The sequence below is a fragment of the Vibrio parahaemolyticus genome, assembly GCF_900460535.1.
Taxonomy (GTDB): Bacteria; Pseudomonadota; Gammaproteobacteria; order Enterobacterales; family Vibrionaceae; genus Vibrio; species Vibrio parahaemolyticus.
The window spans coordinates 2,687,559-2,714,229 of the sequence record NZ_UHIL01000001.1 but is presented as its reverse complement, the minus strand read 5'-3'; the positions used below and the strand labels follow the sequence as shown (position 1 = coordinate 2,714,229).

The window sequence follows — 26,671 nt, the reverse complement described above, 5'->3', positions numbered from 1 at the left end:
TCTGTGTTATACCGCTTGCGAAGCAGGCGCGGCTTCTTTTATACGCTCTTCCTGATTCAATGATTTTTCGTATTGGCTGTACTTCCACCAAGCAAAGCCAAGGAAAATCACGATACCGCCAACGTTGTAGAAAATGATGGTCATGATGTCGGCCCCAGTAGGGAAGGTCGATGCTAAGAAACCAACCGTAAAGATAGCGATCAGTACCGATACGGTAGCGATGCCCATTTTGCGTGAGCCCATTTTGAAATCACGCTCGACGTGATCCAGTTTCAAGCGCAGATTCAGGTATGCCAACATGATGAACAGTGGTGGCAGCATCGAGGCGGCTGCCGTCATGTTGATTACGGTGTTCATCAGATCTTGAGCGGTGTTAGAACCTAATGTTGGGATGATCATCAATGGGATAACGATAAGGAACTGATACCAAGCTGCGCGAGCTGGCACGCCGTTTTCGTTCAGCTCTACGGTTTTCTTACCAAAAATGCCTTCTGGAATCTCAGAGAAGAAGATTTTCACTGGCGTTGCTGTCCACATCAGTAGAGAGCCAAACATAGCGGTGAAGGATACCAAGCCTACGAAGCGGTTCATCAATATTTCTGGCAAACCAAAGTACGCAGCCAAACCTTCAAATACTTGAACCGAGCCGCCCGTGTATTTTAGGGTTTCGCTAGGAACAAACACGTTAATCAAAACAGACGCGACTGAGTAAAGCACACCGATAAAGATACCTGCGATGATGATGACTTTAACGAACGATTTCGAGCCGCCTTTCACATCGTTTACGTAAACCGCGACCGATTCCGCACCGCCTGCCGCCATAAAGATCCATGTAGTAATGCCTAAAAATGCCCAGCTGAAATCAGGGATCATCGCTTCTACAGTAATTGGATCAGCCGGTTCTACGCCGCCGATCAACGCAGCGCCAGCCAGTAAAATGTACGACATTGTCAGTAGCAGCATGAGGGAGGAGGTCACCGACGTAATTGGCCCCAACATTTTCGCGCCGTTTGTCGATACGTAGGTCGCAAACGCAAACAAAATCATACTGAGCACGGTAGTGGTGAATGGCGTCAGAATGTATTCATAGCCCAAGAACGCGTAAGACGCATAAGCGATAACACGCGGCAGCAAGGACGTGAAGAAGAATAGGTTAACGAACCAGTAAGTGTAGGCAGAGATAAACGCCCAGCGACCGCCAAGTGAGCTTTTTACCCATGCGTAGACCCCCGCTTCAGAATCTTTATTCAGAGATACGAATTCTGCGATGATCAAACAGAAAGGGATGAAATAAAAAATGGTCGCCAGAAAGAACATTGGCGCAGACGCTAGACCGATCTCGATGTTGTTATTGATTACGTTATTAAAGCTAAATACTGCAGCAAAGGTGAGGGACAACAACCCGAATTTGCCTATCGTATTACGTTTGGATTCAGACATGTTCTATCTCCGGTGAATCACGTTGGAATTGTAGGGAGGAAGGGCTTGTAATGCTGTGACCACAGCCCTTCTCTTGTTTTATTTATTTAGGAAGTAGCCATCTTCGATGGTCACTTTGAGCACCACTTTTCTTACGCGGTTGTCTCCATGGAAGCGGTACGCTTCACTGTTTTCAAAAATCGCCACTTGGCCTTCGCAAAGCTCACGTGTTTCACCCTGACCAGAAAAAAATTCGCGGTCGGTTTCATCACGATAAGCTTGTTCTAGTGTCAAAGCGGTTTTATCCGCGAACTCAACGGTTTCTCGGCCTTCGAGGTAGTAATGCACATCGAAGTAACGACGGTTACCGATGAACGTTTCGGTTTGTTTCGCGATGCCATCTTCAACCATGTAAACCAGTGAATCGCCAATCGAGTGCATCACGCCATCTTTGATGTTGCCGATGTTGCCAATGGCTTCCACACAGCGGTTCCATTTACGACCGTTGCGATATACCTGTTTGAATTGCTCTAAGCTGTCTAACACGATCATGGGTTAAGCCTCGTTGACTGATTGAGTATTGGTTTGAGTGAAAAACGCGTTGTCGAAATCATGGTTTGCCATCACTTGTGCGTTGCAATCGCCTGCTTGCAGTGGCATCAGCGTCAAACCGTAACGGAACTCGTCCATGTACACGCGGTAAGAGTCGAGCACTTCGCTGCCCCATGAGTTCGAGCCTAACCCCATCACTTGATGGTCAAGGTTAAGGGTGATGTAGCCACTCTTTTCTAGCTCGATCGTATGTTGCGCTTCATGCAGATTTTGGTTGGTGTAGAACCACGCGCTGAAGTTGATTTCTTGCTGAGGTTTCACCAATAACCCTGTGCCATGACGGTTGGTGAGTGAGGCCCAGCGCACGTGTTGGCGGTTGCCGTTGTTTTGCGGGAACGGGTAGTTCTCGAACATGTCTTCTACGGTGCTGTGGTAAACATCAATGAGGTTAGCTTGGCGACTGTCTTGGTAGTTTTCTTCTGGGCCGCGACCGTAGTAACTCACTTGATCAAAGCTGCCGTTGATGCCCAAATCCAAGCCGATGACCGGAATCACGTGAGGGTAGTCGCCGTAGCGCTCGCCACTCAGTTCCACGTTCAAATGGCCTTGAGCATTGATTTGATAGCGATAGGTACAACGCATGCCAAAATCAAAGACCGGCGGCGCAATGATGCTGGTGGTCGTAATCAAGACGGAATCATCTGTTGCTTCCACAGCAAGTGTGCGGAAGTGCTCCTGCATGATTTGCAGATGCGCTGGGTGCCACAAACCTTCATACTCTTGTTTGTGGTTATCAATCATCGGTTTGAAGAAGTTCAGTCTTGGCTCAGATTGAATGATCTCTTCGCCATTTACGCGCCATGAGGTCAGTTTGCCGTTTACTTTGGAGAAAGTAAGCGCAAAGTTATGACCTGTGATCACGTGCTCTAGGCGGCTTTCTTCAAGCACCAAGGGTTGAATATTGTGGTTGACCAGCGCAGGCAACGTCGCGGAGTTGTTTTTCAGTTGGAACTGATACACCGCAATTTCATGGTTGGCTTCGCTGTAAAGCGTGCGACTGTCTTTGCGTACGGTGAAGTTAACAAAGGCTTCGCGCTCATCCAATTCTGGCAAGTCGATGGTCACTTCACGTTCGCTGTTGGCGACCAAAGCTTCGACTTTGAATTGCACGCTACGCAGGGTTTCACCTTCGGCACGCACGTCAGCAGTAATGGTGTAATCATCGAGGTTGGTGAACCACAATTTGTTCTCAACGATAAAGCGGTCATGGCAACCTTCAACGGCGCGGATTTTCACCGGTGCAATGACTTGTTTGTATTCTTTCAGGCCAGGGCCCGGGGTTTGATCTGGGTAAATCAGACCATCCATGCAGAAGTTGTAGTTGTTTGGGTAGTCGCCGTAATCGCCGCCGTATTTGTAGAACTCTTGACCGTGTTCATCACGCGCTAGAATGCCGTGATCACACCATTCCCAAACGTAGTGACCTTGAATGTGGTCGTGTGCATAGAACACGTTTTGGTATTCCGTCAGACCACCCGGCCCGTTCCCCATCGCGTGTGCGTATTCGCAGATAATGCGTGGCTTCTCGTATGGGTGTTCGCCAAAGTAATTCATCAGTTGAGCGCGTGAGTACATCGTCGAAATCACATCGACCACTTCAGCATCGCGGTCTTCTTCGTAGTGAACCAAACGGGTGTCATCAATTGCTTTGGTCGCTGCATACATCGCACGGATGTTACAGCCATAACCTGATTCGTTACCGAGTGACCACATGATGATAGAAGGGTGGTTCTTTTGCGCATGAACATGGCGCACTGCGCGATCAACAAACACCGCTTCCCAAGCAGGATCATTGGTGATGCGGCTCAGGTCGCCAACGTTGGCAAAGCCGTGGGTTTCCACATCGGTTTCTGCCATCACAAACAGGCCGTAAATATCACACAGATCGTAGAAGCGTGGGTCGTTCGGGTAGTGCGCGGTGCGAACTGAGTTGATGTTGTGTTGCTTCATCAAAATCAGATCTTTTTCCACGCGGTCCATGCCCACTGCGCGACCTTTTAGGTGGTCGTTGTCATGACGGTTTACACCATGCAGCATCACGTATTGATTGTTGATGTAAAACAGGCCATCGCGCACTTTGATGTCACGGAAACCCACGCGTTGTGGGATCACTTCCACTACGTTGCCTTGGTGATCTTTTAAGGTGATGAACAAGTGGTAAAGGTAAGGATTTTCAGCTGTCCAATGCGTTGGATTCACCATATCAATCGCAAAGCTTGTTGAGTGGTGTTTTTGGATAGTCAGTGAATCGCATTGACCACTGGCTACGACAGTGCCTTTGTCATGCAGCGCGTATTCCAGCGTGTAGCCAGACGTGATAGCGGTGGAAAGGTTTTCCAATTCGATTTGAGCACTGAGCGTCGCACTTTGGTAATCGTCGGCGAAATCGGTGCGAATTGTTAGGTCTTGGACGTGAATGTTCTCTTTTCCGATTAGGTAAACATCACGGAATATCCCCGCCGTCCACCACATGTCTTGGTCTTCAATGTAAGTGGAATCGGCCCACTGCATTACGCGTACAGAGAGTAAGTTTTCGCCTTGTTGGACGAACTTGGAAATGTCGAATTCCGCTGTGAGTCGGCTGCCTTTACTAAAGCCGACGTACTCGCCGTTTACGTACACTTCAAAGTAGGTTTCCACGCCATCGAACTTGATGATGGTTTGTTGGTTATCCCACTGTGGACCAAGTGCAAATGTGCGTTGATAAGCGCCCGTTGGGTTGTCGGTTGGTACAAACGGGACGTCGATCGGGAATGGGAAGCCTTCATCGGTGTATTGCAGATCGCCGTGGCCTTCCATTTGCCACATGTTTGGGACAGTAATGTGTCCCCAGTCGTTCATTGTTTGTGAGTAAAACTCATCAGGCACCAACATTGGGTTGGTGAAATAACGAAATGCCCATTGGCCGCTGAGCAACATAAAGCGGCGACTTAGTTCACGTTGAAAGGTTTGTGCGCTCTGAACAGAGTCGTAGGAGAAAAAGTACGCACGCGGTGCCATACGATTCTCGTGTAAGTGTTGGAAGTTTTCCCAATTGTTCACGTTTTGATCTCCCCTCGGCTTGGTGCGCTTATGTTGGAGTGCGGATTGGTTTCATCGCGGCTCAACATCAGTGCAAAAACAACGGCCGATGTATTGTGAAAAATGCTTATGAATAATCTGAGAAAGATATTAGTAAAAGTTTTACTAAAATAAATCAGTGAAAACGTTTTACTTTAACTTGGTCACGTTTTAAATGACCAATATTGAGCAAGATGTGATCAGAGTAAAGGAATGCGTTCTAGATTGTTTTGGAAAGTAAAAACAGTAAAAATTCGGTAGAAAATAAAAGAAGAAATAAAAAGCACTGAAAATTCAGTGCTTTATTTGAGCAGTTTTGAGGGTGTTTTTATCGAGTTGTGCCGCGTAGCTTGAGCTTGCTTGGAACGTACACTTGAAGGGGCAGTGCGCGTCCGTCACGGTATTTTTCTACTAACAAGTTCACGCCTTGAATCCCCATCATTTCAGAATGAATACGAACGGTAGATAGAGGAGGGAAGGTAAAGCGCGCGGTAGGAATGTCGTTCACGCTGATCAGCGCAATATCATCAGGAATGTTTAAACCAAACTCATGCACTGCTCGTAACACACCAATCGCAATGGAGTCCGAAGCAATGAACATCGCTTTTGGGAAATCGCCTTTGGCCAGCATCTCTTTCGCTAAGTCATAACCGGACAAGCTAGAGAAATCGCCACGATAAATGTCGTCTTCAGAAACCACACCTTTTAGACTGCCGTAGTCCACAAACGCATTTTCACGAATGTCTGCGGTGTTGGGCTCGTCTTGTCCACCAATAAAGCCGATGCGTTCGTAGCCTTGTTGTACAAAGAAATCAACCACTTGCTTGCTGATTCTTACAAGGTCGATATCAACGCAATCGTAAGGGCTAGTTGGATCTGAAAAGTCGATGTAACAGATGCTATCGGCTAGGCGTTTAGGTAACTTATTGACCACCTTTTGGTCGACTTTCCCGACTAAAAGGACACCCGTAATCTTTTGCGTTTCAACATCAATTTCGCTGTTGTAGCAATTGGTTAGCGTAATGCCGAGTTTGTCGCACTGAGTTTCAATCCCATGACGAATCGACAAGTAGTACGGGTCATTCACTTCTGCTTCTTGTTTGTAATTGTACAAGGCCAAAAAGTGATGTTTTTGCTTGGCTTCTTTGGTGGCTTTCTTCGAGCTGCTGGTGCGGTACTCCAGCTTTTCTGCGATTTCTAAAATGCGGCGTTTGGTTTCTTCTTTAACGCTCAACGTCGGATCGTCATTCAAAACTCTCGATACGGTTGCAAGTGAGACGCCCGCTTCAGTGGCGATATCTTTTAGTGTTGCCATGTACATTTCCCGTTGGCATTGCTCACAGTCCAAGTGAGAACTCAATAATCTGGCTATTGTAAACAGCTACTTAGGGATGCACAAACTTTTAGTAAAATCGTGCGATCCACGAAAGAGAGCGGTATCTGCTCGACTCATCTTCACAGCTCATCATCTTCTTGGTTTAATTTAACTAAAGTTAGCATCTAAAATAAAGCTTTTGTGTAATTTTGTGGAAACGTTTACACAATTTGAATTCGATCACGGATCTGGATCGAGATTGGTTGCTAGACTTTTAGCCAGTTAAGAAATGGGCGTACCGATTCGATGCAATGGCGATTGGCTTTTAGCGCATCAGAGTGAGGTATGAACAGAAAGCAGCAAACGTGGAGAAGCAAAAGTGAAAGTTCTTGTCACAGGCGGTATGGGATACATCGGTAGTCACACTTGCGTTCAGATGATTGAAGCGGGAATGGAACCTATCATCGTCGACAACTTGTGTAACGCCAAACTGGACGTGTTAAACCGTATTGAAGCGCTGACTGGCAAACAGCCTGCGTTCCACCAAGGTGACATCCGTGACGAAGCCTTTTTGGATACGGTATTCGCGCAGCACGACATCCAAGCCGTGATCCACTTTGCTGGCCTCAAAGCGGTTGGCGAATCGGTGGCAAAACCACTTGAGTACTACGACAACAACGTCAATGGCTCATTGGTGTTAGCGCGCAGCATGCGTAAAGCGGGCGTGAAAAGCATCGTATTCAGTTCATCGGCAACGGTTTACGGTGACCCAGAAATAGTGCCGATTACGGAAGATTCACCAACAGGCGCAACCACCAACCCATACGGACGCAGCAAATATATGGTGGAGCAATGCTTAAGCGATCTGTTCCATGCTGAAAACGACTGGAGCATCACCTTACTGCGTTACTTCAACCCAGTTGGCGCGCACCCATCGGGCTGCATGGGGGAAGACCCACAAGGCATTCCCAATAACCTGATGCCATTTATCGCCCAAGTCGCTGTTGGCCGCCGAGAAAAACTCGCGGTATTCGGTAGCGATTACCCAACACCTGATGGCACTGGCGTGCGCGATTACATCCATGTGATGGATCTGGCCGATGGCCATATTGCGGCTTTGAAATCGGTGGGTGAGAAATCGGGTTTGCACATTTACAACTTAGGTACAGGTAAAGGATCGAGCGTACTTGAGATGGTGGATGCGTTCGCGACCGCTTGCGGTAAACCAGTGCCTTACGAGTTATGCCCGCGTCGTCCTGGGGATATTGCTGAATGTTGGGCAAGCACGGAAAAAGCTGAGCGTGAACTAGGCTGGAAAGCAATACGCACGGTGGCTGAAATGACCGCTGATACGTGGAACTGGCAGTCAAATAACCCTAGTGGCTATTCCCCGGAGTAATTGTAGTCGCGCGTTGCCATCTGCGCTTCTCACGGTTTTGGGAAGCTGAGTTTGAAGAATTTTAAAGAGTTGAGTAAGTAACATGTCGAATGTCGAATTTAACCCAGTGGATCATCCACACCGCCGTTACAACCCTCTGACTGGGCAATGGATTTTGGTTTCACCTCACCGTGCTAAACGCCCTTGGAGCGGCGCAGATGAAAAGCCCGCATTGGATGAGCTACCAAGCTATGACGGTAAATGTTTCCTTTGTCCAACCAACGAACGTATCTCTGGCGATGTTAATCCAGACTACCAAGGCACCTATGTGTTCAATAACGATTTTGCTGCGCTGATGGTGGATTCACCAGATGCACCGGAGTCAAACAACCCGCTATTCAAAACGCAAGGTGTGCGTGGTTTGAGCCGAGTGATTTGCTTCTCGCCAGATCACAGCAAAACCTTACCGGAACTACCAGTGGATAAAATTCGCGGCGTGATTGATACATGGAATGAGCAAATTGAAGAGCTCGGCAAAGAGTACGTTTGGGTTCAGGCGTTCGAAAACAAAGGCGAAACCATGGGCTGTTCTCAGCCTCATCCGCACGGTCAAATCTGGGCGAACAGCTTCTTACCAAATGAAATCGAGCGTAAAGAGCACAACCTAAAAGTCTACTACCAAGAACACGGCAGCAACTTGCTGGTGGATTACGTACAAGCGGAACTCAAAGACGGCTCACGCATCGTGGTGGAAACCGAACACTGGCTGGCGGTGGTGCCTTACTGGGCTGCTTGGCCGTTCGAAACCATGTTGTTGCCGAAAACGCACATTCGTCGCATGAGCGAACTCAGCGATGAGCAACGAGACGATTTAGCGCTAGCGATTAAGAAGCTGACCAGCCGTTACGATAATTTATTCCAATGCTCTTTCCCTTACTCGATGGGCTGGCACTACGCGCCGTTTTTTGAGCAGGGCACAGACATCGACCATTGGCAGCTTCATGCACTTTTTTATCCGCCACTGCTGCGCAGTGCCACGGTTCGTAAGTTCATGGTGGGCTACGAAATGCTGGCAGAAAGCCAACGTGACCTTACCGCAGAGCAAGCGGCGCAACGTCTGCGTGATGTGAGTGATGTCCACTACAAAGAATGCTAAGTCTTTAAATTGGACTGATTACGAATAACGGGATAGCGCGACTTTACAGATAGAAAGTTAGGCTCAACGCGCTATCCCACACAAATTACTATTTTAAGAGAACGTCCCTATGTCTGAACTTATCCAAAATGTGAAAGCGTCATTTGAGCAAGTGTTGGGCTACGCACCTAGCCATATTATTCAAGCGCCTGGTCGTGTGAACTTGATTGGTGAGCACACCGATTACAACGATGGTTTTGTCCTACCGTGTGCCATTAACTACCAAACGGTCGTGGCGGCGGCAAAGCGTGAAGACAATATCGTGCGTGTGGTGTCGGTCGATTACGGTAACGCAGTGGACGAATTCGATATCACGCAAGCCATTACCTTCGAGCAAGACAAAATGTGGGCGAACTACATTCGCGGCGTGGTGAAGTGTCTTCTGGCGCGCGGCTACCAGTTTACTGGGGCGGATATTTCAGTCAGCGGCAACGTACCTCAAGGCGCGGGTTTGAGCTCATCGGCGGCGTTGGAAGTGGTGATTGGCCAGACGTTCAAAGTGCTGTTCAATCTTGAGATCAGCCAAGCCGAAATTGCGTTAAACGGTCAGCAAGCTGAGAACGAATTCGTCGGTTGCAACTGCGGCATCATGGATCAAATGATTTCAGCGGAAGGGCGTGAAAATCATGCGATGCTATTAGATTGCCGTAGCCTTGAAACTGAAGCAGTCTCTATGCCAGAAGACATGGCAGTCGTGATCATAAACTCGAATAAAAAACGTGGTTTAGTCGACAGCGAATACAACACTCGTCGTCAGCAATGTGAAGAAGCGGCGCGTATTTTCGGTGTGAAAGCGCTGCGTGATGTGACAATTGAGCAGTTCAACGAGAAAGTTGCTGAGCTGGATGAAATGGTGGCCAAGCGTGCCCGTCATGTCATCACAGAAAACGATCGTACTGTGGAAGCGGCGCAAGCGCTGCGAGCACACGACATGAAGCGTATGGGCGAGCTGATGGCCGAGTCTCATGCCTCGATGCGCGATGATTTCGAAATTACGGTAAAAGAAATCGATACGCTGGTGGAGATAGTCAAAGAGGTGATCGGCGATCAAGGCGGCGTGCGCATGACTGGCGGTGGCTTTGGTGGTTGCATCGTGGCACTTGTACCGCCAGCACTGGTTGATGACGTGAAAGCGGCAGTTGAAGCGAAGTACCAAGCGGCTACGTGCTTAAAAGAGTCGATTTATGTTTGCCAAGCCAAAAATGGTGCGGGTTTGGTTGAAGTGCTGTAAGGAATGATGATGAAAGCCTATTTTCAACAACTAGAACAAGCGATGGCGCAAACGCCGTCGTTTGATGGCCAAACTGCGAATCTGATTCATTTGACCAACGCGAATGGTATGACGGCGTCGTTTATGGATATCGGTGCGACGTGGTTGAGTTGCACATTACCGGTAAATGGTGAAAACCGTGAAGTGTTGTTGCGCTCACCAAATATGGCTGAACACATGAAGCAAGACGCTTACTTCGGTTCCATTGTTGGCCGCTTTGCTAACCGAATTGCGAAGGGGCAGTTTGAGATAGACGGAGAGAAGTATCAACTTGGTATCAATAACGGTGAAAACTCACTGCACGGTGGCCTAGAAGGGTTTGATAAACGCCGCTGGAAGGTTGAAGAGCAAAATGATCAACAGGTCACTTTTTCACTTCGCTCCCCGGACGGTGACCAAGGCTATCCGGGAAATCTCGATGTGAAGGTGACGTACACGCTCACTGACGAGAATGAACTAGCTATCGCCTATGATGCTAAGACCGACAAAACATCTCCAGTGAATTTAACCAATCACGCCTACTTTAACTTGGCTGGTGAGGCGAGCCGCGCAAAAAGTTTGGATCATACTTTACAGCTTAACGCTGGGTATTACTTGCCAACAGATGCGGGGTTAATTCCTTCCGGTGAACAAAAGCCAGTTTCGGGTACCAGTTTCGACTTTACCGAGCCAAAATCGATTGGCCAAGAATTTCTTGCAGAGCAAGATCAGAAAATCGCAGGTGGCTACGATCATGCCTTTGTATTCACGCCTGAAGTGACCGATGGCGTATCTGTCGCTGCGGTTTTAATTGCACCAAAAGAAGATGTGGTGATGAAGGTGAAAACCACCAAGCCTGCCATCCAGTTTTATTCAGGTAATTTCTTAGCCGGTACGCCCGGTGCAAGTAAAACTTGCGAACGCTATGACGGCCTTGCGTTGGAAACGCAGTACTTTCCAGACGGGCCAAACAAACCAGAATGGGGACTCAACAATGGGGTGTTGAGCTCTGGGGATTGCTATCAGCATCAAACTACTTATCAGTTTGAATTTTAGATAGCACTTCTACCCTTTGAACTTGCAGCGGCAGCGATGCTGCAACTCCAACGACTTTGGGTGTTATGGTGGGCTACATGCCCACCTTTTTTGTTTTTGATATGTATTTTTACTAGGAAGTTTAAATCACTTACCTCACTTTCGACACAATACTGTACGGTGGATGATCCCCGTAATTTCCTACTTATTACTCTTCGTTTTACCTTTATTGTTATCGTTTACATTTTTGTTGATTTTAGAGAGTTTTAATTAAATGACACTTCTCTTAATATTTGTGATCTTTAGCTCGTTATAAGGTTTTTAGCGTAATATGTATCAATATGTGTGATTTGAGTTACATTTCATTTGAGTGGTAACGTTTACACTTTGCGGCGTAAACAAAACTACAGGATGAAACTGATGTCGAATATAGAACATGGTCTAAGCTTTATCGACATAATGGTCTTCGCCATTTATGTCGCAATTATCATTGGGGTCGGACTTTGGGTATCTCGTGATAAAAAAGGCACTCAGAAAAGTACGGAAGACTATTTCTTGGCGGGAAAATCTTTGCCTTGGTGGGCTGTCGGTGCTTCGCTAATTGCTGCAAATATTTCTGCGGAACAATTTATAGGAATGTCTGGTTCAGGCTATTCAATCGGCTTGGCTATCGCATCTTATGAATGGATGTCGGCAATAACATTGATTATTGTTGGTAAGTACTTTCTACCTATTTTCATTGAAAAAGGAATCTATACCATTCCTGAATTTGTTGAAAAACGCTTCAATAAAAAACTAAAAACAATTTTGGCCGTTTTTTGGATTTCCTTGTACATTTTTGTAAACCTAACTTCAGTACTGTATTTAGGTGGTTTGGCTCTCGAAACCATTTTGGGTATTCCGTTGATGTACTCAATTCTAGGTCTTGCGCTGTTTGCGTTGGTGTACTCAATTTACGGTGGTTTATCGGCAGTAGTATGGACCGATGTCATCCAAGTGTTCTTCTTAGTTTTGGGTGGTTTTATGACTACCTACATGGCAGTGAGTTTTATTGGTGGTACGGACGGTTGGTTCGCTGGGTTGTCTAAAATGGTCGATGCCGCTCCAGGCCACTTTGAGATGATCTTGGATCAAAGTAATCCACAATACATGAACCTTCCTGGTATTGCCGTATTAATTGGTGGTCTTTGGGTAGCAAACTTATATTACTGGGGCTTTAACCAGTACATTATTCAAAGAACGCTTGCTGCAAAATCAGTATCGGAAGCTCAGAAAGGTATTGTTTTTGCAGCGTTCTTGAAACTTATCGTTCCGTTTCTCGTGGTATTGCCAGGTATTGCCGCTTACGTTATTACTTCTGACCCACAACTAATGGCAAGCCTTGGTGATATTGCAGCAACAAACCTTCCAAGTGCTGCTAATGCGGATAAAGCATACCCTTGGCTAACTCAGTTCTTGCCTGTTGGCGTTAAAGGTGTTGTTTTTGCAGCTCTTGCTGCTGCAATTGTTTCTTCACTAGCATCAATGCTTAACTCAACAGCCACTATCTTCACTATGGATATTTACAAAGAGTATATCTCTCCTGACTCAGGTGACCACAAGTTGGTGAATATTGGGCGTACTGCAGCTGTGGTGGCACTAATTATTGCTTGCCTAATTGCCCCAATGTTAGGTGGTATTGGCCAAGCATTCCAATACATCCAAGAATATACAGGTTTAGTTAGTCCTGGCATTTTGGCTGTATTCTTACTTGGCTTATTCTGGAAGAAAACAACCAGTAAAGGGGCTATTATTGGTGTAGTAGCATCAATACCATTTGCCTTGTTCTTGAAATTTATGCCACTTTCCATGCCATTTATGGATCAAATGCTATACACATTATTGTTTACAATGGTTGTTATCGCATTTACAAGTTTGAGCACATCAATTAATGATGATGATCCTAAAGGTATTAGTGTTACATCATCGATGTTTGTAACAGATCGAAGCTTTAATATCGCTGCTTACGGCATAATGATTGTTTTGGCAGTGTTATATACATTGTTCTGGTAAAACCATTCTTTATTATACTCCGCTCTTTTTTGAGCGGAGTTTTTCTAATTAAAAGAGTGTCATATGGATTCAACCTTGCTGCCAAATGTCGTTTCTTTTTTTAAAACGATAGAGCCATTTCATTTACTTCCTGACCATGTTCTTGATGCTATCGCTACGAACACAGATATTGTTTATTGGGGAAAGGGAGAGAGTGTCTCCTTAGTTATGCCTGAAGGAAAAAATTTATATATTATTCGAGCTGGAGTTATCGAACAGAGATTTCCTAATGGTGAATTAAGAGCTAGATTAGGCGAAAATGATGTATTTGGATTTAATTTAGAACAGGATAAATATAAAGTAAAAACCATTGAAAATTGTTTAATATATAAAATTAATTATGCGTTTTTACTAAAAGAAGTTTCGAATTTTGAAAATGTTGTTAACCAGGTTGCAATCCGTGCAAGTCAACGTCTCACTTCAAGTATTAATGCACAGTATTCACAAGTAGAAAAAAGCCTGTTTTTTAAAAGGGCTAAAGATTTAGCCAATCATAATGTTGTGGTGGTGCATACAAACCAAAGTATCCAGCAAGTGGCACAAATCATGAGTAAAAAAGGCTGCACTTGTGCCTTGGTTACCAATGACAATGCATTGGTTGGAGTGGTTACCGAGACTGACATGACAAGTAGAGTGGTTGCTGAGGCGTTTAATATCTATAGACCTGTTGAGGATATTATGAACGCCCATCCTCAGAGTGTTGACCAAAATGAGCCCGTTATTTCTGCGCTCAATCTGATGATGAAACACAATATTCGTAATATCCCTGTTCTTGACAAAAATAAACAGGTTTTAGGTTTGATTAGCCCTCAAGAGTTAGTTCAGAGGCATGGCATCCAGGCTGTTTTTTTGATTGAAAAAATCAGTAAGTGTAATAGTTTAGAATCGCTTTCATTGTTAGTAAAAGAACGTCAGGCAGTATTTGAGGCGATGATAGAATCGCATTTGCCAGCCAATGTAATTGGGCAAGTTTTAATGATGATTTATGATGCCTTTACCTGTCGATTGATTAAATTAGCAGAAAGAAACGTGGGTTTACCTCCTTGTAATTATGCTTGGCTAGCGGCGGGTTCGCATGCGAGAGGAGAGGTTCACTTAGGTTCTGATCAAGATAACGCTTTAGTACTTGATGACTCAGCAACAGAAAGTGACCGAATTTATTTTCGACATTTTGCTATGTATATATGTAAAGGATTAGCGGAATGCGGGTATCCTTTGTGTAATGGGCGTTTTATGGCGGCTACACCAAAGTGGAATCAGCCATTATTCATCTGGAAGCAGCTCTACAGAAAATGGGCAAACAATCCAGAATACAATATGTTACTAAATCTTAATGTCTTTCTTGAAGTGCGCTTTATTTCCGGGGATAGGTCACTATTTGATGAACTAAATAGGGAACGCGAGCGGTGTACCAAAAATAACCCTCATTTAATCGCAGCCTTAGTTAGAAATTTAATATCACACCGTCCACCACTAGGGATATTCAATAACTTAGTGTTAGAAAATAATGGTCACAACGAAAAATCGCTGAATATTAAAAAGTCTGCGATTGGTCTGTTGGTCGATATCGCTAGAATTTATGCTCTTCATAAAGGCGGAGGAATGTTGTCAACGGAAGAAAGATTCGATTTTGCGTATGATACAGGATTGATTAATAGCACTTCACATCAAGACTTGATAGGGACTTATCGTTATGTAACGCAATTACGTTACTCACATCATCTGCAATGCTTACAAGGTGGAAAGCCAGTAACGAATGCTATATTTCCTGAGCATTTTGGCAGCTTTGAAAGACAACACCTCAAAGATGCTTTTCGCATAATACGCGGTTATCAAGACACGTTAAAAATGAAATTTGGCTCTTAGTATGTTTGGCTACTCATTCCAGTCAATTGAACATCTAGAACACGTGCGCAGAGAACTAGAAAAATCTAGCTTGCCAGATGTATTTAACTCTATAGGAAATACGCCTTTACCTGGCGCTTTATCGGATGCTAGAGAGTTAGACACGTTAGTCTTGGACTTTGAAACGACAGGATTTAATCCTGAAGTAGATAGAGTAATCAGTATTGGATGGGTCGAAATTCGAAACAGCAATATTCGTCTAAATAGTGCACGTCATGTCTTCATTAATCATGCAATTGATATTTGTCATGAGTCAGTCAAAGTTCACCATATTAGGCCTGAAACGTTGCATATATCGGGGATTTCAGAACAAGCTGCTTTCACTCAGTTGCTGGATGTAATTGCTGGTAAAATTCTTGTTGCACATGGCTGCATTATGGAGCAGAGGTTTTTAGAGCAATACATCAAGATGAAGTACCAGAATTTGAAGTTGCCATTAATATGGTTAGATACATTAAAAATCGAGCAATATCGCACCCAACTGAGACCTACTCGGTCTGACTGGCGGTTAAGTTCAATTCGAAAGGAACTCAACCTACCAACATATCAAGCCCATAACGCACTAAATGATGCGATAGCGACTGCCGAACTATATCTAGCACAGATTAATTGCTTGTTTGGCCTTTCATCTGCGCCATTACATGTTTTAGTGAATGCTTCGCGCTAACATTTTACGCATGTATCAACAACGCTCAACAGAATTTCTTCGTACTAACGTTGGGCTAAAAATAATGGTTTCATCTTCAACTTTTTCGTCACGAGACAGCGCCAAAGCCAAACGGGCGGCGCGTTCTGCCATCATCTCGATTGGGTAGCGAATAGTAGTCAAGCTAGGGTGAACAAAGCGGGCGATCAAGCCATCATCGAACCCGACCATAGAAACCTTACTTGGTACGTCAATGCCATTTTGATCTAACGCTGCGAGTGCGCCAGCGGCCATGTAGTCGTTGTAGGCCACCACTCCAGTAATCTCCAAAGATTTGGTTAACAGGTTGGTCATCGCAACTTCGCCACCATCACTGTTGGGTTCACCGTATTCGATGTAGCTTTTGGAGAGCTCAATACCATGTTCTTTCAATGCGGCTTGGTAACCTTGCAATCGCTCATCGGTATCTTCGATATCGTGGGATGAGGCAATACAAGCGATTTTGCGATGCCCGTGACGAATTAAATATTCTGTCGCGAGGAATGCTCCTTTACGGTTATCAAGGGAAATACAACGTTCGGCCAGTTCTGGGATATGACGATTGATAAGCACCATACCTTTCACTTCTTGGGCGTAGCCAATTAGCTCCTCATCAGATAAGCCTTTCGAGTGGATGACTATTGCATCGCAACGGCTGTTGATCAGTAATTCTAGGGCTTGACGCTCATCTTCTGGATTATGGTAACCGTTGCCAATCAAGATATGTTTGCCATTTTCGCGCGCGACATTATCGACGGATTTGACCAGCGTGCCGAAGAAAGGATCGGACACATCACTCACCAACACACCCATGGTATTTGTGCTTTGACTCACCAGTGCGCGAGCTGCGGCATTGGGTCTGTAACCCAATTTGCTCATTGCTTTGGTGACCGACTCTACCGATGATTGACTGGCTTTTGGGGACTTGTTGATCACGCGAGAAACCGTTGCGACCGAAACACCTGCTTCTTTCGCGACATCCTTGATCGTTGCCATATAGAACCTTTAGTGGCTAAAAATTTTGACTGAAAGTATTAAACACCCATTGTGTAATAAGTGCAATTTGATAGAAGATTTGCTTTCGGAAATGAGATCTTTACCACTTGTATTTATTAAGCTTACTGATAGTGTAAACGTTATCTTTTTAGTAAAACTTTACTGGGGTTTTAATTATGGAAACTATCGCTTACTCTGATTTTGCCAAACTGGAAATTCGTACCGGAAAAATCATTGAAGTGGCTCGTCATCACAATGCAGACAAGCTGTATATTGTGCAAATTGATATTGGTGAAAAAACACTGCAAACCGTAACCAGCTTAGTGCCTTATTACACCGAGGAAGAGTTGATGGGCAAACAAGTGGTCGTGTTGTGTAATCTTGCCAAAGTCAAAATGCGCGGCGAAACCTCAGAATGTATGTTGTTATGCGCAGAAACGGATGATGAATCCGAAAGTGTGTTACTAACGCCAGAAAGAGCGATGCCGACCGGGGTGAGAATTGTTTAATCAGTTCATTGGTCGCTCTATTGTGAAAACAGCTCTTAGTTTAGAGCTGTTTTTATAGATGGGATTGAGCTACGAATTTTGGGCAATCAGATTATCAATCAACTCGTAATGGTGCTCTTGCACGCCTGCAAGGTTGCCGTATTTGGGTTGGTGGCGGTCATTTTCTTTCGCGTGGTGCCAGCCAATGGTGTGACGCACAAAATGCTCCGCAAATGCATGGGATACCTCCAAGCAACCTGCTAGCACGGTATCAACATAGCTTTGCATGATTGGGCTGTTTGCGCACGGTGGTAGTGGCTCGTCTTTTACGTAAACCCAAATCTCATGTCCTTGGTTAAAGTTCGCGTCCGTTTCGATTTGATCTGGCTGAATTTGAATACGATGATAGCCACGTTCACGGCGATCGAATTCTGCGAGAGCTTCTTCATTCACTTCGAGTAAAACGCCATTGACCTGTCCATTGCCTTGGTTCACAACCAGTGGAGACAGAGTGTAGCTGTCATCAATCTTTCCCCAGTAGCGAACCAGTCCATGAGCAATGACGGGAATGGCCTCTCCCGTTTGTCCTGTTAACTTGCGCGACGCGGAATTGATTAAACTGCCATAGCCAAATATGTACATCTTCGTTGCATCCCTTAACTCATTTTTTGTGTCTTGGACTGTTTATACCTAACCAGCCCATGAAGCTCAAACTTTACCCCTTAAGTATAATCTTATTTTTAACATGTATTTTTTATGCATGTTTATGGTAGCATCAACATCGTAGTTGAGTTAACCAGCATCGAGAGACGCTTGAGGGCAAGATAATGCTGAACATCACCGATAAAAAAGTGGAAGAAAAAATCCCCGCATGGCTGCGATTAGGCTTTCGGCCGTTTTTTCTGTTTGGGTCGATTTACGCCATTGTTGCGATTGCGTTGTGGGTGTGGATGTTCCAAACCGGACAGCCAAACGCATTAGCTGTACCGGCATTGTGGTGGCACGTGCATGAAATGTTATTTGGTTTTTCGATGGCGATTGTGGTTGGTTTTGTATTGACTGCTGTACAAAACTGGACGGGTATTAATGGCACCAAGCATTACACGCTTTTGGTCATATTTGGCTTGTGGTTAGCACCTAGAATATTGCTTTGGACGCCAGTACCCTTGTGGTTAACCAGCAGCATTGAAGCGGTATTTTTACTGTTTGTTGCCTATGAGGTAGGCATTCGTGTTTATCGAGCCAAAGGGTGGCGTAATTTATTTTTTGTGCCTCTGTTCCTTTTGGCCATCTTTGCGAACTTTGCAAGCTACGCGACGATAAAAGGCATGCCGCCGTTTACTTCTTCTGCTGTGTGGCAGGCGATGTTGTGGTGGTTTACGTTGTTATTGTCGGTGATGGGTGGACGTGTGATTCCATTTTTTACTGCTCGTCGATTTAATTTCGAAAAAGCACAACCACTGCCGTGGTTAGATTGGTTCGCGAACTTGCCGTTGGTAATGCTATTTGTGCTGAGCTTTTTCCCCGTGACGTTTGCAGAACTAGGCAATCCGTTGATGCTGTTTGCAGGTGTTGCTCAGTTGGTGCGTTTTGTTCGCTGGAAACCTTGGTTAACCCTCAGCGAGCCTTTAGTGTGGTCGCTGCATGCAGCGTATTTGTGTTTGCCACTAAGCTTAATTTTGCGAAGCGCTTGGGGAGATGCATTTGCCAGCCATAACCTCATTCACCTGTTTGCGATAGGTGCGTTAGGCGGTTTGATTTTGGCGATGATCGCGCGCGTGACGATGGGGCACACCGGTCGCATGATCTACAAAGGGCCAAACATGGGCCTTGCGTTTGCGGCGATTACCGCGGCTGCTTTGGTTCGCAGTTTCGCCGTGATCTTTGACCCAGCGAACATGATGCTGTGGATTGATATCAGCGGCGGATTGTGGATTGTCGCGTTTGGGCTGTTTGTGTGGCACTTTGGTATGATGCTCGTGACCCCTCGTGTGGATGGTCATCCGGGATAAAGCGTTTAGACTTGAGTGATAAAAAAGAGGAGCGTGTCGCTCCTCTTTTGGTTTCTGCGCTTTACGGTTTTATCGCTTATTCATCATCCGTTTTGTTCGTGAACCCTAAGCGTTTGAACAGCAACCACTCTAGGCCAAAGATCACAATCAAAGCGATGCAGAACCAAGTGAACGCCATGGAGGATTCTACGCCCGGCATGCCACCAATGTTGATACCAAGTAGTCCTGTTAGGAAGCTGGTTGGTAAGAAAATGGTGGCAACTAAAGTAAACAGGTAACTGTTTTTATTGGTCTTCTCGTCTCGGTTGTGTTTGATTTCGTCTTGGAAAAGCGCTACTTCGCCAAGGTAAAATTCAATCGTTTCGTTGATGCGAGTAATGTTGTTATGCGCGAAGCGATATTGGTGAGGTCTTGATGTTACCAATTCTGACTCTGACTCGATCAAATCACGAATCGCATATTGCTGAGGGCGAATAAAACGTTTGATGGAAATAAGCGCCTTTTGTGCCGCAATGTGGTTGTACGTTGACTCATCATTGACGTCAAACTCGTTTAACGTTTCTTCGATGGTGTCGAGATACAAGTCGATTTTGCCGTTCAGCCCTTCGATGATTTGATTCAGTAAGCTCGCCAGGCTTTTCGGCCCTTTGTGCTCTGCTAATGCTTGGCGAATTTCCATGATTGCACGTGATGGGATCTTACGAGTCGAGATCAGTGCGCCCTGAAAATAGAGAATACGGATACTGAGCATGTCTTCCGGCGACGCATTCTCGTTCATGTTGATGCCTCGTAAGATCAGCATGAAGTTATCGTCATCCAAAGGATGGAAAGATGGTCGGCTCTCGTCGGCTAACAGATGATCGACCGTCGCACGTGGTACGTGATTGTCCTCTAGCCAGCCACGAATATCGGGATGAAGCCTTTCACAGTGGTACCAATGATTCGGTTGAATGTGTTCCGCCGCTGTTGTTTCTTGAGTCGCCATTGGGGTTGAGAAATCCCAATGTTCAATCATAAAACCCATTTTCTTTTCCTTGTATGAGCCTATACCCCAATAATCTCCAGATGCTTAACTTAGCGAGAATGACTGAGCGCACTACACGCCGTAACGTTCTCACTCCTTCACATTGAAGTCATGGGGGATAATTATTCAAATGAGTATGATTGCATTTTACGCCAAATGTCTATGAATAATTGTTCTTATTGGTAAGCAAATGAAGCAATAAGAACCGCACCGTAACAAGGGGAAACAAAAAGCCTGCAACGAGGCAGGCTTTGTCATAGGTGAGGGGGAGGAGCTTTTTAGCTAACCTGAGAAAGGTTGACCACTTTTTGTTGCAACTTTTCTTTCAGGTAGTCGGCAAGTGCCTGTTTTTCTTCGTCGTTCATGTAAAGGCCAAGTTTAGTACGACGCCATAAAATGTCTTCGTCGGTTAGCGCCATTTCATGATTCATCAAGTAATCGATCTCGCGTTGGTATACGCCGCCTGCTTGCTCTGAGAACGCTTGGCCAAGATCGGCTTCACTGGATGCGCCTTCCATCAAATCCCACGTTTGCGTACCAAACTGAGTCACATAGCGCAGAATCAGCGCTTGCGGTGCCCATGAGTATTTCGCGTGAATTTGTTTCGCTAACTGTTCACGGGTGCAGCTAAAGTTACCACCTGGTAGCGTTTGATTTGCTGTCCAGTTACCGCCCATTTGAGGTAGGTACGGTTCCAGTTTCTTCATCGCCGCTTCACCGAGTTTACGGTAAGTCGTTAGCTTGCCACCGAATACTGACAACAATGGTGCTTGGTCGTACTCTGCATCGAGCTCTAGCGTGTAGTCTCGTGTGATCGCTTGCGGTGAGTCAGACTCATCATCACACAGAGGACGTACACCACTGTAAGTCCAAACCACGTCTTCACGAGTAAGCTGGTGGACAAAGTGTTGGTTCACGATGTCGATGAGGTAATCAACTTCGTCATCCGAGATCGCCACTTCACGTGGGTCACCTTTGTATTCCACATCTGTCGTACCGATGATTGAGAACTTATCTAGATAAGGAATCATAAATACGATGCGGTTATCTTTGTTTTGAAGAATGTAGGCTTGCGGTTCGTTGTGGATACGAGGAACAACGATGTGCGAGCCTTTGATCAAACGAATGTTGCGAGGGGAGGTTTGCTCCAATCCTTCATCAAAGAACTGTTTCACCCATGGACCAGCAGCGTTAACCAGAGCTTTCGCTTTGCGCTCGAAGCGTTGGTCTGTCGTTACATCATGGATAGTCACATGCCATACGCCGTTTTCACGGTGCGCTTTTTCAACGCGACAGTAGTTACGTACTTCGGCGTGGTTTTCACGAGCCGCCATAACGTTCAGCAAGACTAAACGAGCGTCATCAACCCAGCAGTCTGAGTATTCGAAACCGGTTTTCATTTCTGGTTTTAGCAAGCCAGATTTTGCAAGGTTGACGGTTTTACTGCCTGGTAGAGTTGTGCGTTTGCCCAAGTTATCGTAAAGGAACAGGCCACAGCGGATCATCCAAGCTGGGCGTAGGAATGGGCGATGAGGCAAACGGAAACGCATTGGTAGAGCGACGTGTGGTGCTTTACGTAGAATCACTTCACGCTCTGCGAGCGCTTCCGAAACCAAACGAAACTCGTAGTGTTCAAGGTAGCGTAATCCACCGTGAATAAGTTTAGAACTTGCTGAAGACGTTGCTGATGCAAAATCGTTAGCTTCATATAAACCGACACTCAAACCGCGGCCAGCTGCATCAGCTGCAATGCCAGCCCCGTTAATGCCGCCACCGATAACGATCAAGTCTAAAAGAGTGGATGAGCTAGTTGTGGAAGTATTTTTTTGTATACTCATGAATTTGACCTCTTGGTGAGCGAACGAGCATTTTAGAACATGATTTAATCCTAGCTCAGGTTTCGTTTGTAATCATCTATTATTTTCGTTTGTGAGCGTTTTGTGTGATTTGGGCATAAAAAAAACCTCTGTCTAATTAAGACAGAGGTCATTTTGAGGTTCAAATTTGAGCGATTTATCTATTCGGCGTCTGCTGATGTTACATTCGCTTCGACCACTTCGAGGGGAATTGCGGCGTCTTTTAAGATCGCGAGAATTTCTTCTGGTGGCTGTTTGTTAGTAAATATCATGTTCAGTTGCGCGATGTTGCCCAGTTTCACCATGGCATTGCGACCAAACTTGGTGTGGTCGACGGCGAGAAATACGCTGCGGCTGTTGTCGATGATCGCTTGCTTCACGCGTACTTCGTGGTAATCAAAGTCCAATAGGGAACCATCAAAATCGATGCCACTGATGCCGAGAATGCCAAAATCGAGACGGAACTGTTTCACGAAATCGAGCGTTGCTTCGCCTACGATACCGCCATCGCGGCTGCGGACTTCACCACCCGCTAAGATGACCTTAATCTCTGGGTTGGGGAAGAGAATGGTTGCCACGTTGATGTTGTTGGTGACGACGCGTAGCTACTTGTGGCTCTTAGTGAGCGCACGTGCGACGGCTTCTGGTGTTGTGCCGATATCAATAAATAGCGTCGCGCCGTCAGGAATGTGTTTCACCACCTCTTCTGCAATGACATCTTTTTCATTGAAGTTAAGCGCTTTACGCGTGTTGTAAGATGTGTTTTCAGAACTGAGAGGGATGGTGGCACCACCGTGATAACGACGAATTTTGTTGTCGTCTGCGAGTTCGTTGAGATCGCGTCGGATGGTTTGTGGGCTGACATTGAATCTTTCTACCAACTCATCCGTGCTGACATAGCCTTGTTTTTTCACCAGTTCAACAATCTGCTGGTGTCTAGGTATTTGCTTCACTTACCACTCCCTTGTGCATTGGTAACGGCCAATGCTTCAAATTCGAAGCGCTATTGTGCTCGAATTTGCGCGTTGTGAGAAGTAAAGGCAGGTAGGAATCGGGGATAAGACGCAAAAAAGAGCGCTCAAATGGCGCTCTTTGTTCGTTTGGGAGAAAAATTAATCGTCTTCGTCGTGCAGTTCAGACCAAGTTTGCGCACATTTCACAGCGCGTTTCCAACCTTTGTAACGACGGTTGCGTTTTTCTTCGTCATCATGCGGTTCGAACGTACGATCAAGCACTGCTTTATCTTGCAGCTCATCAATGCTGTTCCAGTAACCAACCGCTAAACCTGCCAGGTATGCAGCACCAAGAGCCGTTACTTCAGTCACTTGTGGACGGTGCACTTCTGTGTTTAATACATCCGATTGGAATTGCATTAGGAAGTTGTTTGCTACCGCACCGCCATCAACACGCAAGTTTGCGAGCTTGATGCCAGAGTCAGCTTGCATCGCATCCAATACGTCACGAGTTTGGTAAGCGATGCCTTCCAGAGTCGCTCGGATAATGTGGTTTGAGTTCACACCGCGAGTAAGGCCAACAATGGTGCCACGTGCGTAAGCATCCCAGTATGGAGCGCCAAGGCCAGTAAAGGCTGGTACTACATAAACGCCGTTCGATGTGTCCACTTTTGTTGCGAAGTATTCAGAATCTTCTGCGCCGTTTAGGATTTTCAGTTCATCACGTAGCCACTGGATAGAGGCACCACCCATGAACACAGCACCTTCAAGTGCGTAAGCTGGCTCGCCTTTCGGACCACAAGCTAGAGTGGTAAGCAGACCATTCTTCGAGGTGACTTTCTCTTGGCCAGTGTTCATCAGCAAGAAACAACCTGTGCCGTATGTGTTTTTCGCTTGGCCAGCTTCCACACACATTTGGCCGTATAGCGCCGCTTGTTGGTCACCTGCAATACCTGCGATAGGAATTCGAGTACCGCCTTTACCACCGATGTTCGTTTTGCCGTAAATTTCCGAAGAGCGTTTTACTTCTGGCATCATTGACGCCGGAATGCCCATCTCATCCAACAGCTTTTGGTCCCAACATAGGTCGTTGATGTTAAACAGCATGGTACGTGATGCGTTGGTGTAGTCAGTAACGTGAACGCGGCCTTGAGTCATCTTCCATACTAACCACGTATCGACGGTACCAAACAGCAGTTTACCTGCTTCTGCATCTTCGCGTGCGCCTTCTACGTTATCCAGAATCCACTTAACTTTAGTGCCAGAGAAGTAAGGGTCAAGCACCAAGCCGGTGTTGTCGCGAACGTAATCTTCTAAGCCGCGGCTTTTTAGGTCTTCACAAATGTCTGCGGTACGACGACATTGCCATACGATTGCGTTGTAGACGGGTTTGCCTGTTTCTTTGTTCCAGACGATGGTGGTTTCACGTTGGTTCGTAATACCAATGGCAGCTAATTGGTCGCTTCGGATGCCTGACTTAGCCAAAGCTTCAACTAATGTAGAGCTTTGTGTTGCCCAGATTTCCATTGGATCGTGCTCAACCCAACCTGCTTGTGGATAAATCTGAGTAAACTCTCGCTGAGCGACGCTTACGATATTGGCGTCGTGATCAAGAATAACAGCGCGAGAGCTTGTCGTACCTTGGTCGAGGGCAACAATGTATTTTTGCTCAGTCATGGTAAGAATCCTTTTGTTTCGTTATTTATATTTTAGTAATTGGCAAGCGGTTAAGCTCGAGCTTCTTCTGTTTCTTCTTCAGTATCACATTGGTTTGGAATGGTACAACCGTGACCTTGGCGAGGGAGGTATGCCGCGATCGCTTTTGGATATAACCAACCACCAAAGCAAGCACCCGCAATCGGAGCAAGAAGGGGAACGATAAAGTAAGGGATGTCTTTAGCGCCGGTCAGTGCGTAATCCCAACCTGCAAAGTACGCGAACAGTTTAGGGCCAAAGTCACGAGCTGGGTTCATCGCAAAGCCAGTCAGTGGACCAAGAGAACCACCAATAACCGCGATCAGAATACCAATCAATAATGGGTTCATCGCGCCACGAGCGGCACCGTTGTTTTCATCACCCAGAGCCAAAATGGCAAACATTAATACAGCTGTAATGACGAATTCCACAGCAAATGCGCCAAAGAAAGAAAGAGAAGCGTGTGGGTAAGTTGAGAAAATACCAGCCGTTGCAAGGGCGTCTTGGCTGCTACGTACAAAGTTGTGTGCGATTTCGTAATCGGTGAAAAGGTTGCTGTACAAGCTGTAAACCAAAGCGGCAGAGAAAAATGCACCTAACATCTGAGCGATGATGTACGGAACCACTTTCGCTTTATCGAAACCATGAAACATCGCTAATGCAATGGTCACGGCTGGGTTGATGTGTGCGCCTGAAACGCCGGCAGTACAGTAGATCGCGATGGAGACACCTAAGCCCCATACAATACTGATTTCCCATTGTCCAAAAGATGCGCCTGTTAATACTAAGGCTGCGACGCAGCCAACGCCGAAGAAGATGAGTAGTCCTGTACCGATGAACTCGGCCAAACATTCTCCGAGCAGAGAGGGGTGTTTGTTGGTTGTCATGTTAAGAGTCCTATAGTTATTTTTGCTTATCTAGCACGATAGTATTGTGCACATATAAACGTTTGCGAAAACAAACGAGCATTAAAAATGAGCGTTTGAGCATGAATTTGTTAACCAAACTCTTCGTTTTTGTTAAATGGCGCATCTTTTAACCAGAAAGGAAACTGATAGAAATCTCTTTATAGGGATGAGTGAGTCATTTTCTGCGCTCAAATTACCGATGTGAAAACAAATGCACAACTGGTAAGAGGAGTTTTGTGAAGCTGGTTCGTCAATGGTGGATTATTGTTCAATAGTTTGTGTAAAAAGTAATCCCTAAGAGGTAGTTAAAGCCAGATACAGCAAAGGCTTGGGGGGAGATCCTGAAAGAAAATAACTAGAACGCATGACGATAAAATCGGACTCGCGTAGAACGAGAGTACGATATGGATTTTGCCTTCCAAAATTGTTTTCATCGCGCTAAGCGTACGAAATGTGCACCTCAGTAGAACTTGGTTGTTTTTGGACTCTTTATTTCGTTTGAAACTAAACACCAAACTTTTCCTTCACTTTTGTTATTACTGATTTTTCCTTAGCTTAATGCGTCATGCAGCACCATTTATCTCGAATTTGTGTTCCTATTCGAGCCTTTATTTTGTTTAGTTTCGAATGTGAGTGATTAAATGTTCTTTTTTGATCAAGAAAAGATATTAACGAATTCTGAGTAAAGTTGAACGGCTGTCTAATTAATGGTGGCTAATTTGCTGTATTTACTAATAATTAATTCCTATGCAACATTTATCACAGAAATTAAATCCTAACCTCATACAATGCAGA

The 26,671-nt window shown here is 45.6% G+C and carries 19 protein-coding genes and 1 pseudogene; 9 read left to right on the top strand and 11 right to left on the bottom strand.

The window, feature by feature from the left end; all coding sequences use genetic code 11:
* Nucleotides 1-6: 6 nt before the first annotated feature.
* The 4 genes from DYB02_RS13905 to ebgR all read right to left on the bottom strand — a co-directional run bounded on the left by DYB02_RS13905 (nt 7) and on the right by ebgR (nt 6,406).
* On the bottom strand, nt 7-1,440 hold the full coding sequence (locus DYB02_RS13905; RefSeq protein ID WP_005456559.1) for an amino acid permease: 1,434 nt from the start codon (nt 1,438-1,440) through the stop codon (nt 7-9).
* Between the two features lie 78 nt (nt 1,441-1,518).
* On the bottom strand, nt 1,519-1,971 hold the full coding sequence (locus DYB02_RS13900; RefSeq protein WP_020835434.1) for a beta-galactosidase subunit beta: 453 nt from the start codon (nt 1,969-1,971) through the stop codon (nt 1,519-1,521).
* Between the two features lie 3 nt (nt 1,972-1,974).
* The gene (gene ebgA, locus DYB02_RS13895; protein ID WP_029803961.1) at nt 1,975-5,073 is read right to left on the bottom strand and encodes a beta-galactosidase subunit alpha; all 3,099 of its coding nucleotides are present in this window, start codon (nt 5,071-5,073) and stop codon (nt 1,975-1,977) included.
* Between the two features lie 346 nt (nt 5,074-5,419).
* Entirely contained in the window at nt 5,420-6,406 is a 987-nt protein-coding gene (ebgR, locus tag DYB02_RS13890) for a transcriptional regulator EbgR (protein ID WP_005494135.1), read from the bottom strand.
* 379 nt (nt 6,407-6,785) lie between these two features.
* Between ebgR and galE the strand changes: the two genes are divergently transcribed.
* The 7 genes from galE to DYB02_RS13850 all read left to right on the top strand — a co-directional run bounded on the left by galE (nt 6,786) and on the right by DYB02_RS13850 (nt 15,926).
* A complete protein-coding gene (gene galE / locus DYB02_RS13880) occupies nt 6,786-7,805 on the top strand; it encodes a UDP-glucose 4-epimerase GalE (protein WP_029803960.1) in 1,020 nt (339 codons plus the stop codon).
* 82 nt (nt 7,806-7,887) lie between these two features.
* Nucleotides 7,888-8,940 carry a UDP-glucose--hexose-1-phosphate uridylyltransferase gene (locus tag DYB02_RS13875; protein ID WP_029803959.1) on the top strand — a complete coding sequence of 351 codons (1,053 nt, stop codon included), beginning with the start codon at nt 7,888-7,890 and terminating at the stop codon, nt 8,938-8,940.
* A 109-nt stretch (nt 8,941-9,049) separates the two neighbouring features.
* The gene (gene galK, locus DYB02_RS13870; protein WP_029803957.1) at nt 9,050-10,210 is read left to right on the top strand and encodes a galactokinase; all 1,161 of its coding nucleotides are present in this window, start codon (nt 9,050-9,052) and stop codon (nt 10,208-10,210) included.
* A 9-nt stretch (nt 10,211-10,219) separates the two neighbouring features.
* A complete protein-coding gene (gene galM, locus DYB02_RS13865; protein WP_029803955.1) occupies nt 10,220-11,284 on the top strand; it encodes a galactose-1-epimerase in 1,065 nt (354 codons plus the stop codon).
* A gap of 345 nt (nt 11,285-11,629) precedes the next feature.
* The gene (locus DYB02_RS13860) at nt 11,630-13,315 is read left to right on the top strand and encodes a sodium/sugar symporter (RefSeq protein ID WP_256595189.1); all 1,686 of its coding nucleotides are present in this window, start codon (nt 11,630-11,632) and stop codon (nt 13,313-13,315) included.
* 63 nt (nt 13,316-13,378) lie between these two features.
* Complete coding sequence (locus DYB02_RS13855) at nt 13,379-15,220, top strand: DUF294 nucleotidyltransferase-like domain-containing protein (RefSeq protein ID WP_029805653.1); 1,842 nt, start codon at nt 13,379-13,381, stop codon at nt 15,218-15,220.
* 1 nt (nt 15,221) lies between these two features.
* Nucleotides 15,222-15,926 carry a 3'-5' exonuclease gene (locus DYB02_RS13850; RefSeq protein WP_025441497.1) on the top strand — a complete coding sequence of 235 codons (705 nt, stop codon included), beginning with the start codon at nt 15,222-15,224 and terminating at the stop codon, nt 15,924-15,926.
* 15 nt (nt 15,927-15,941) lie between these two features.
* Here the strand turns inward: DYB02_RS13850 and DYB02_RS13845 are convergent, their stop codons facing one another.
* Nucleotides 15,942-16,940: a substrate-binding domain-containing protein gene (locus DYB02_RS13845; protein WP_020835443.1), complete on the bottom strand. Its 999-nt coding sequence runs from the start codon at nt 16,938-16,940 to the stop codon at nt 15,942-15,944.
* A gap of 176 nt (nt 16,941-17,116) precedes the next feature.
* Here DYB02_RS13845 and DYB02_RS13840 point away from each other — a divergent pair, with 176 nt between their 5' ends.
* Entirely contained in the window at nt 17,117-17,449 is a 333-nt protein-coding gene (locus tag DYB02_RS13840; protein ID WP_025534311.1) for a tRNA-binding protein, read from the top strand.
* Between the two features lie 69 nt (nt 17,450-17,518).
* On the opposite strand, the gene DYB02_RS13835 is transcribed toward DYB02_RS13840, so the two are convergent.
* Nucleotides 17,519-18,070: a gamma-glutamylcyclotransferase family protein gene (locus tag DYB02_RS13835; RefSeq protein ID WP_025508445.1), complete on the bottom strand. Its 552-nt coding sequence runs from the start codon at nt 18,068-18,070 to the stop codon at nt 17,519-17,521.
* A gap of 185 nt (nt 18,071-18,255) precedes the next feature.
* Between DYB02_RS13835 and DYB02_RS13830 the strand changes: the two genes are divergently transcribed.
* Nucleotides 18,256-19,440, top strand: coding sequence for an NnrS family protein (locus tag DYB02_RS13830; protein WP_025635277.1), 1,185 nt, complete (start codon nt 18,256-18,258; stop codon nt 19,438-19,440).
* A gap of 76 nt (nt 19,441-19,516) precedes the next feature.
* Here DYB02_RS13830 and DYB02_RS13825 read toward each other — a convergent pair whose 3' ends face one another.
* The 5 genes and pseudogenes from DYB02_RS13825 to DYB02_RS13805 all read right to left on the bottom strand — a co-directional run bounded on the left by DYB02_RS13825 (nt 19,517) and on the right by DYB02_RS13805 (nt 25,855).
* Nucleotides 19,517-20,464 carry a magnesium transporter CorA family protein gene (locus DYB02_RS13825; protein ID WP_005494158.1) on the bottom strand — a complete coding sequence of 316 codons (948 nt, stop codon included), beginning with the start codon at nt 20,462-20,464 and terminating at the stop codon, nt 19,517-19,519.
* Nucleotides 20,465-20,742: 278 nt separating this feature from the next.
* Complete coding sequence (gene glpD, locus DYB02_RS13820; protein WP_005456665.1) at nt 20,743-22,302, bottom strand: glycerol-3-phosphate dehydrogenase; 1,560 nt, start codon at nt 22,300-22,302, stop codon at nt 20,743-20,745.
* 179 nt (nt 22,303-22,481) lie between these two features.
* Nucleotides 22,482-23,273, bottom strand: a pseudogene (locus DYB02_RS13815) (DeoR/GlpR family transcriptional regulator).
* A gap of 159 nt (nt 23,274-23,432) precedes the next feature.
* Nucleotides 23,433-24,950, bottom strand: coding sequence for a glycerol kinase GlpK (gene glpK / locus DYB02_RS13810; protein WP_005456578.1), 1,518 nt, complete (start codon nt 24,948-24,950; stop codon nt 23,433-23,435).
* 50 nt (nt 24,951-25,000) lie between these two features.
* Complete coding sequence (locus DYB02_RS13805; RefSeq protein WP_005456607.1) at nt 25,001-25,855, bottom strand: MIP/aquaporin family protein; 855 nt, start codon at nt 25,853-25,855, stop codon at nt 25,001-25,003.
* Nucleotides 25,856-26,671 lie beyond the last annotated feature (816 nt).

What these genes read in the sequence shown, in the direction of transcription:
- DYB02_RS13905 (WP_005456559.1), bottom strand. Translation starts at nt 1,440, where the DNA reads ATGTCTGAATCCAAACGTAATACGATAGGCAAATTCGGGTTGTTGTCC.
- DYB02_RS13900 (WP_020835434.1), bottom strand. Translation starts at nt 1,971, where the DNA reads ATGATCGTGTTAGACAGCTTAGAGCAATTCAAACAGGTATATCGCAAC.
- ebgR (WP_005494135.1), bottom strand. Translation starts at nt 6,406, where the DNA reads ATGGCAACACTAAAAGATATCGCCACTGAAGCGGGCGTCTCACTTGCA.
- DYB02_RS13875 (WP_029803959.1), top strand. Translation starts at nt 7,888, where the DNA reads ATGTCGAATGTCGAATTTAACCCAGTGGATCATCCACACCGCCGTTAC.
- galK (WP_029803957.1), top strand. Translation starts at nt 9,050, where the DNA reads ATGTCTGAACTTATCCAAAATGTGAAAGCGTCATTTGAGCAAGTGTTG.
- galM (WP_029803955.1), top strand. Translation starts at nt 10,220, where the DNA reads ATGAAAGCCTATTTTCAACAACTAGAACAAGCGATGGCGCAAACGCCG.
- DYB02_RS13855 (WP_029805653.1), top strand. Translation starts at nt 13,379, where the DNA reads ATGGATTCAACCTTGCTGCCAAATGTCGTTTCTTTTTTTAAAACGATA.
- DYB02_RS13850 (WP_025441497.1), top strand. Translation starts at nt 15,222, where the DNA reads ATGTTTGGCTACTCATTCCAGTCAATTGAACATCTAGAACACGTGCGC.
- DYB02_RS13845 (WP_020835443.1), bottom strand. Translation starts at nt 16,940, where the DNA reads ATGGCAACGATCAAGGATGTCGCGAAAGAAGCAGGTGTTTCGGTCGCA.
- DYB02_RS13840 (WP_025534311.1), top strand. Translation starts at nt 17,117, where the DNA reads ATGGAAACTATCGCTTACTCTGATTTTGCCAAACTGGAAATTCGTACC.
- DYB02_RS13835 (WP_025508445.1), bottom strand. Translation starts at nt 18,070, where the DNA reads ATGTACATATTTGGCTATGGCAGTTTAATCAATTCCGCGTCGCGCAAG.
- DYB02_RS13830 (WP_025635277.1), top strand. Translation starts at nt 18,256, where the DNA reads ATGCTGAACATCACCGATAAAAAAGTGGAAGAAAAAATCCCCGCATGG.
- DYB02_RS13825 (WP_005494158.1), bottom strand. Translation starts at nt 20,464, where the DNA reads ATGGGTTTTATGATTGAACATTGGGATTTCTCAACCCCAATGGCGACT.
- glpD (WP_005456665.1), bottom strand. Translation starts at nt 22,302, where the DNA reads ATGAGTATACAAAAAAATACTTCCACAACTAGCTCATCCACTCTTTTA.
- glpK (WP_005456578.1), bottom strand. Translation starts at nt 24,950, where the DNA reads ATGACTGAGCAAAAATACATTGTTGCCCTCGACCAAGGTACGACAAGC.
- DYB02_RS13805 (WP_005456607.1), bottom strand. Translation starts at nt 25,855, where the DNA reads ATGACAACCAACAAACACCCCTCTCTGCTCGGAGAATGTTTGGCCGAG.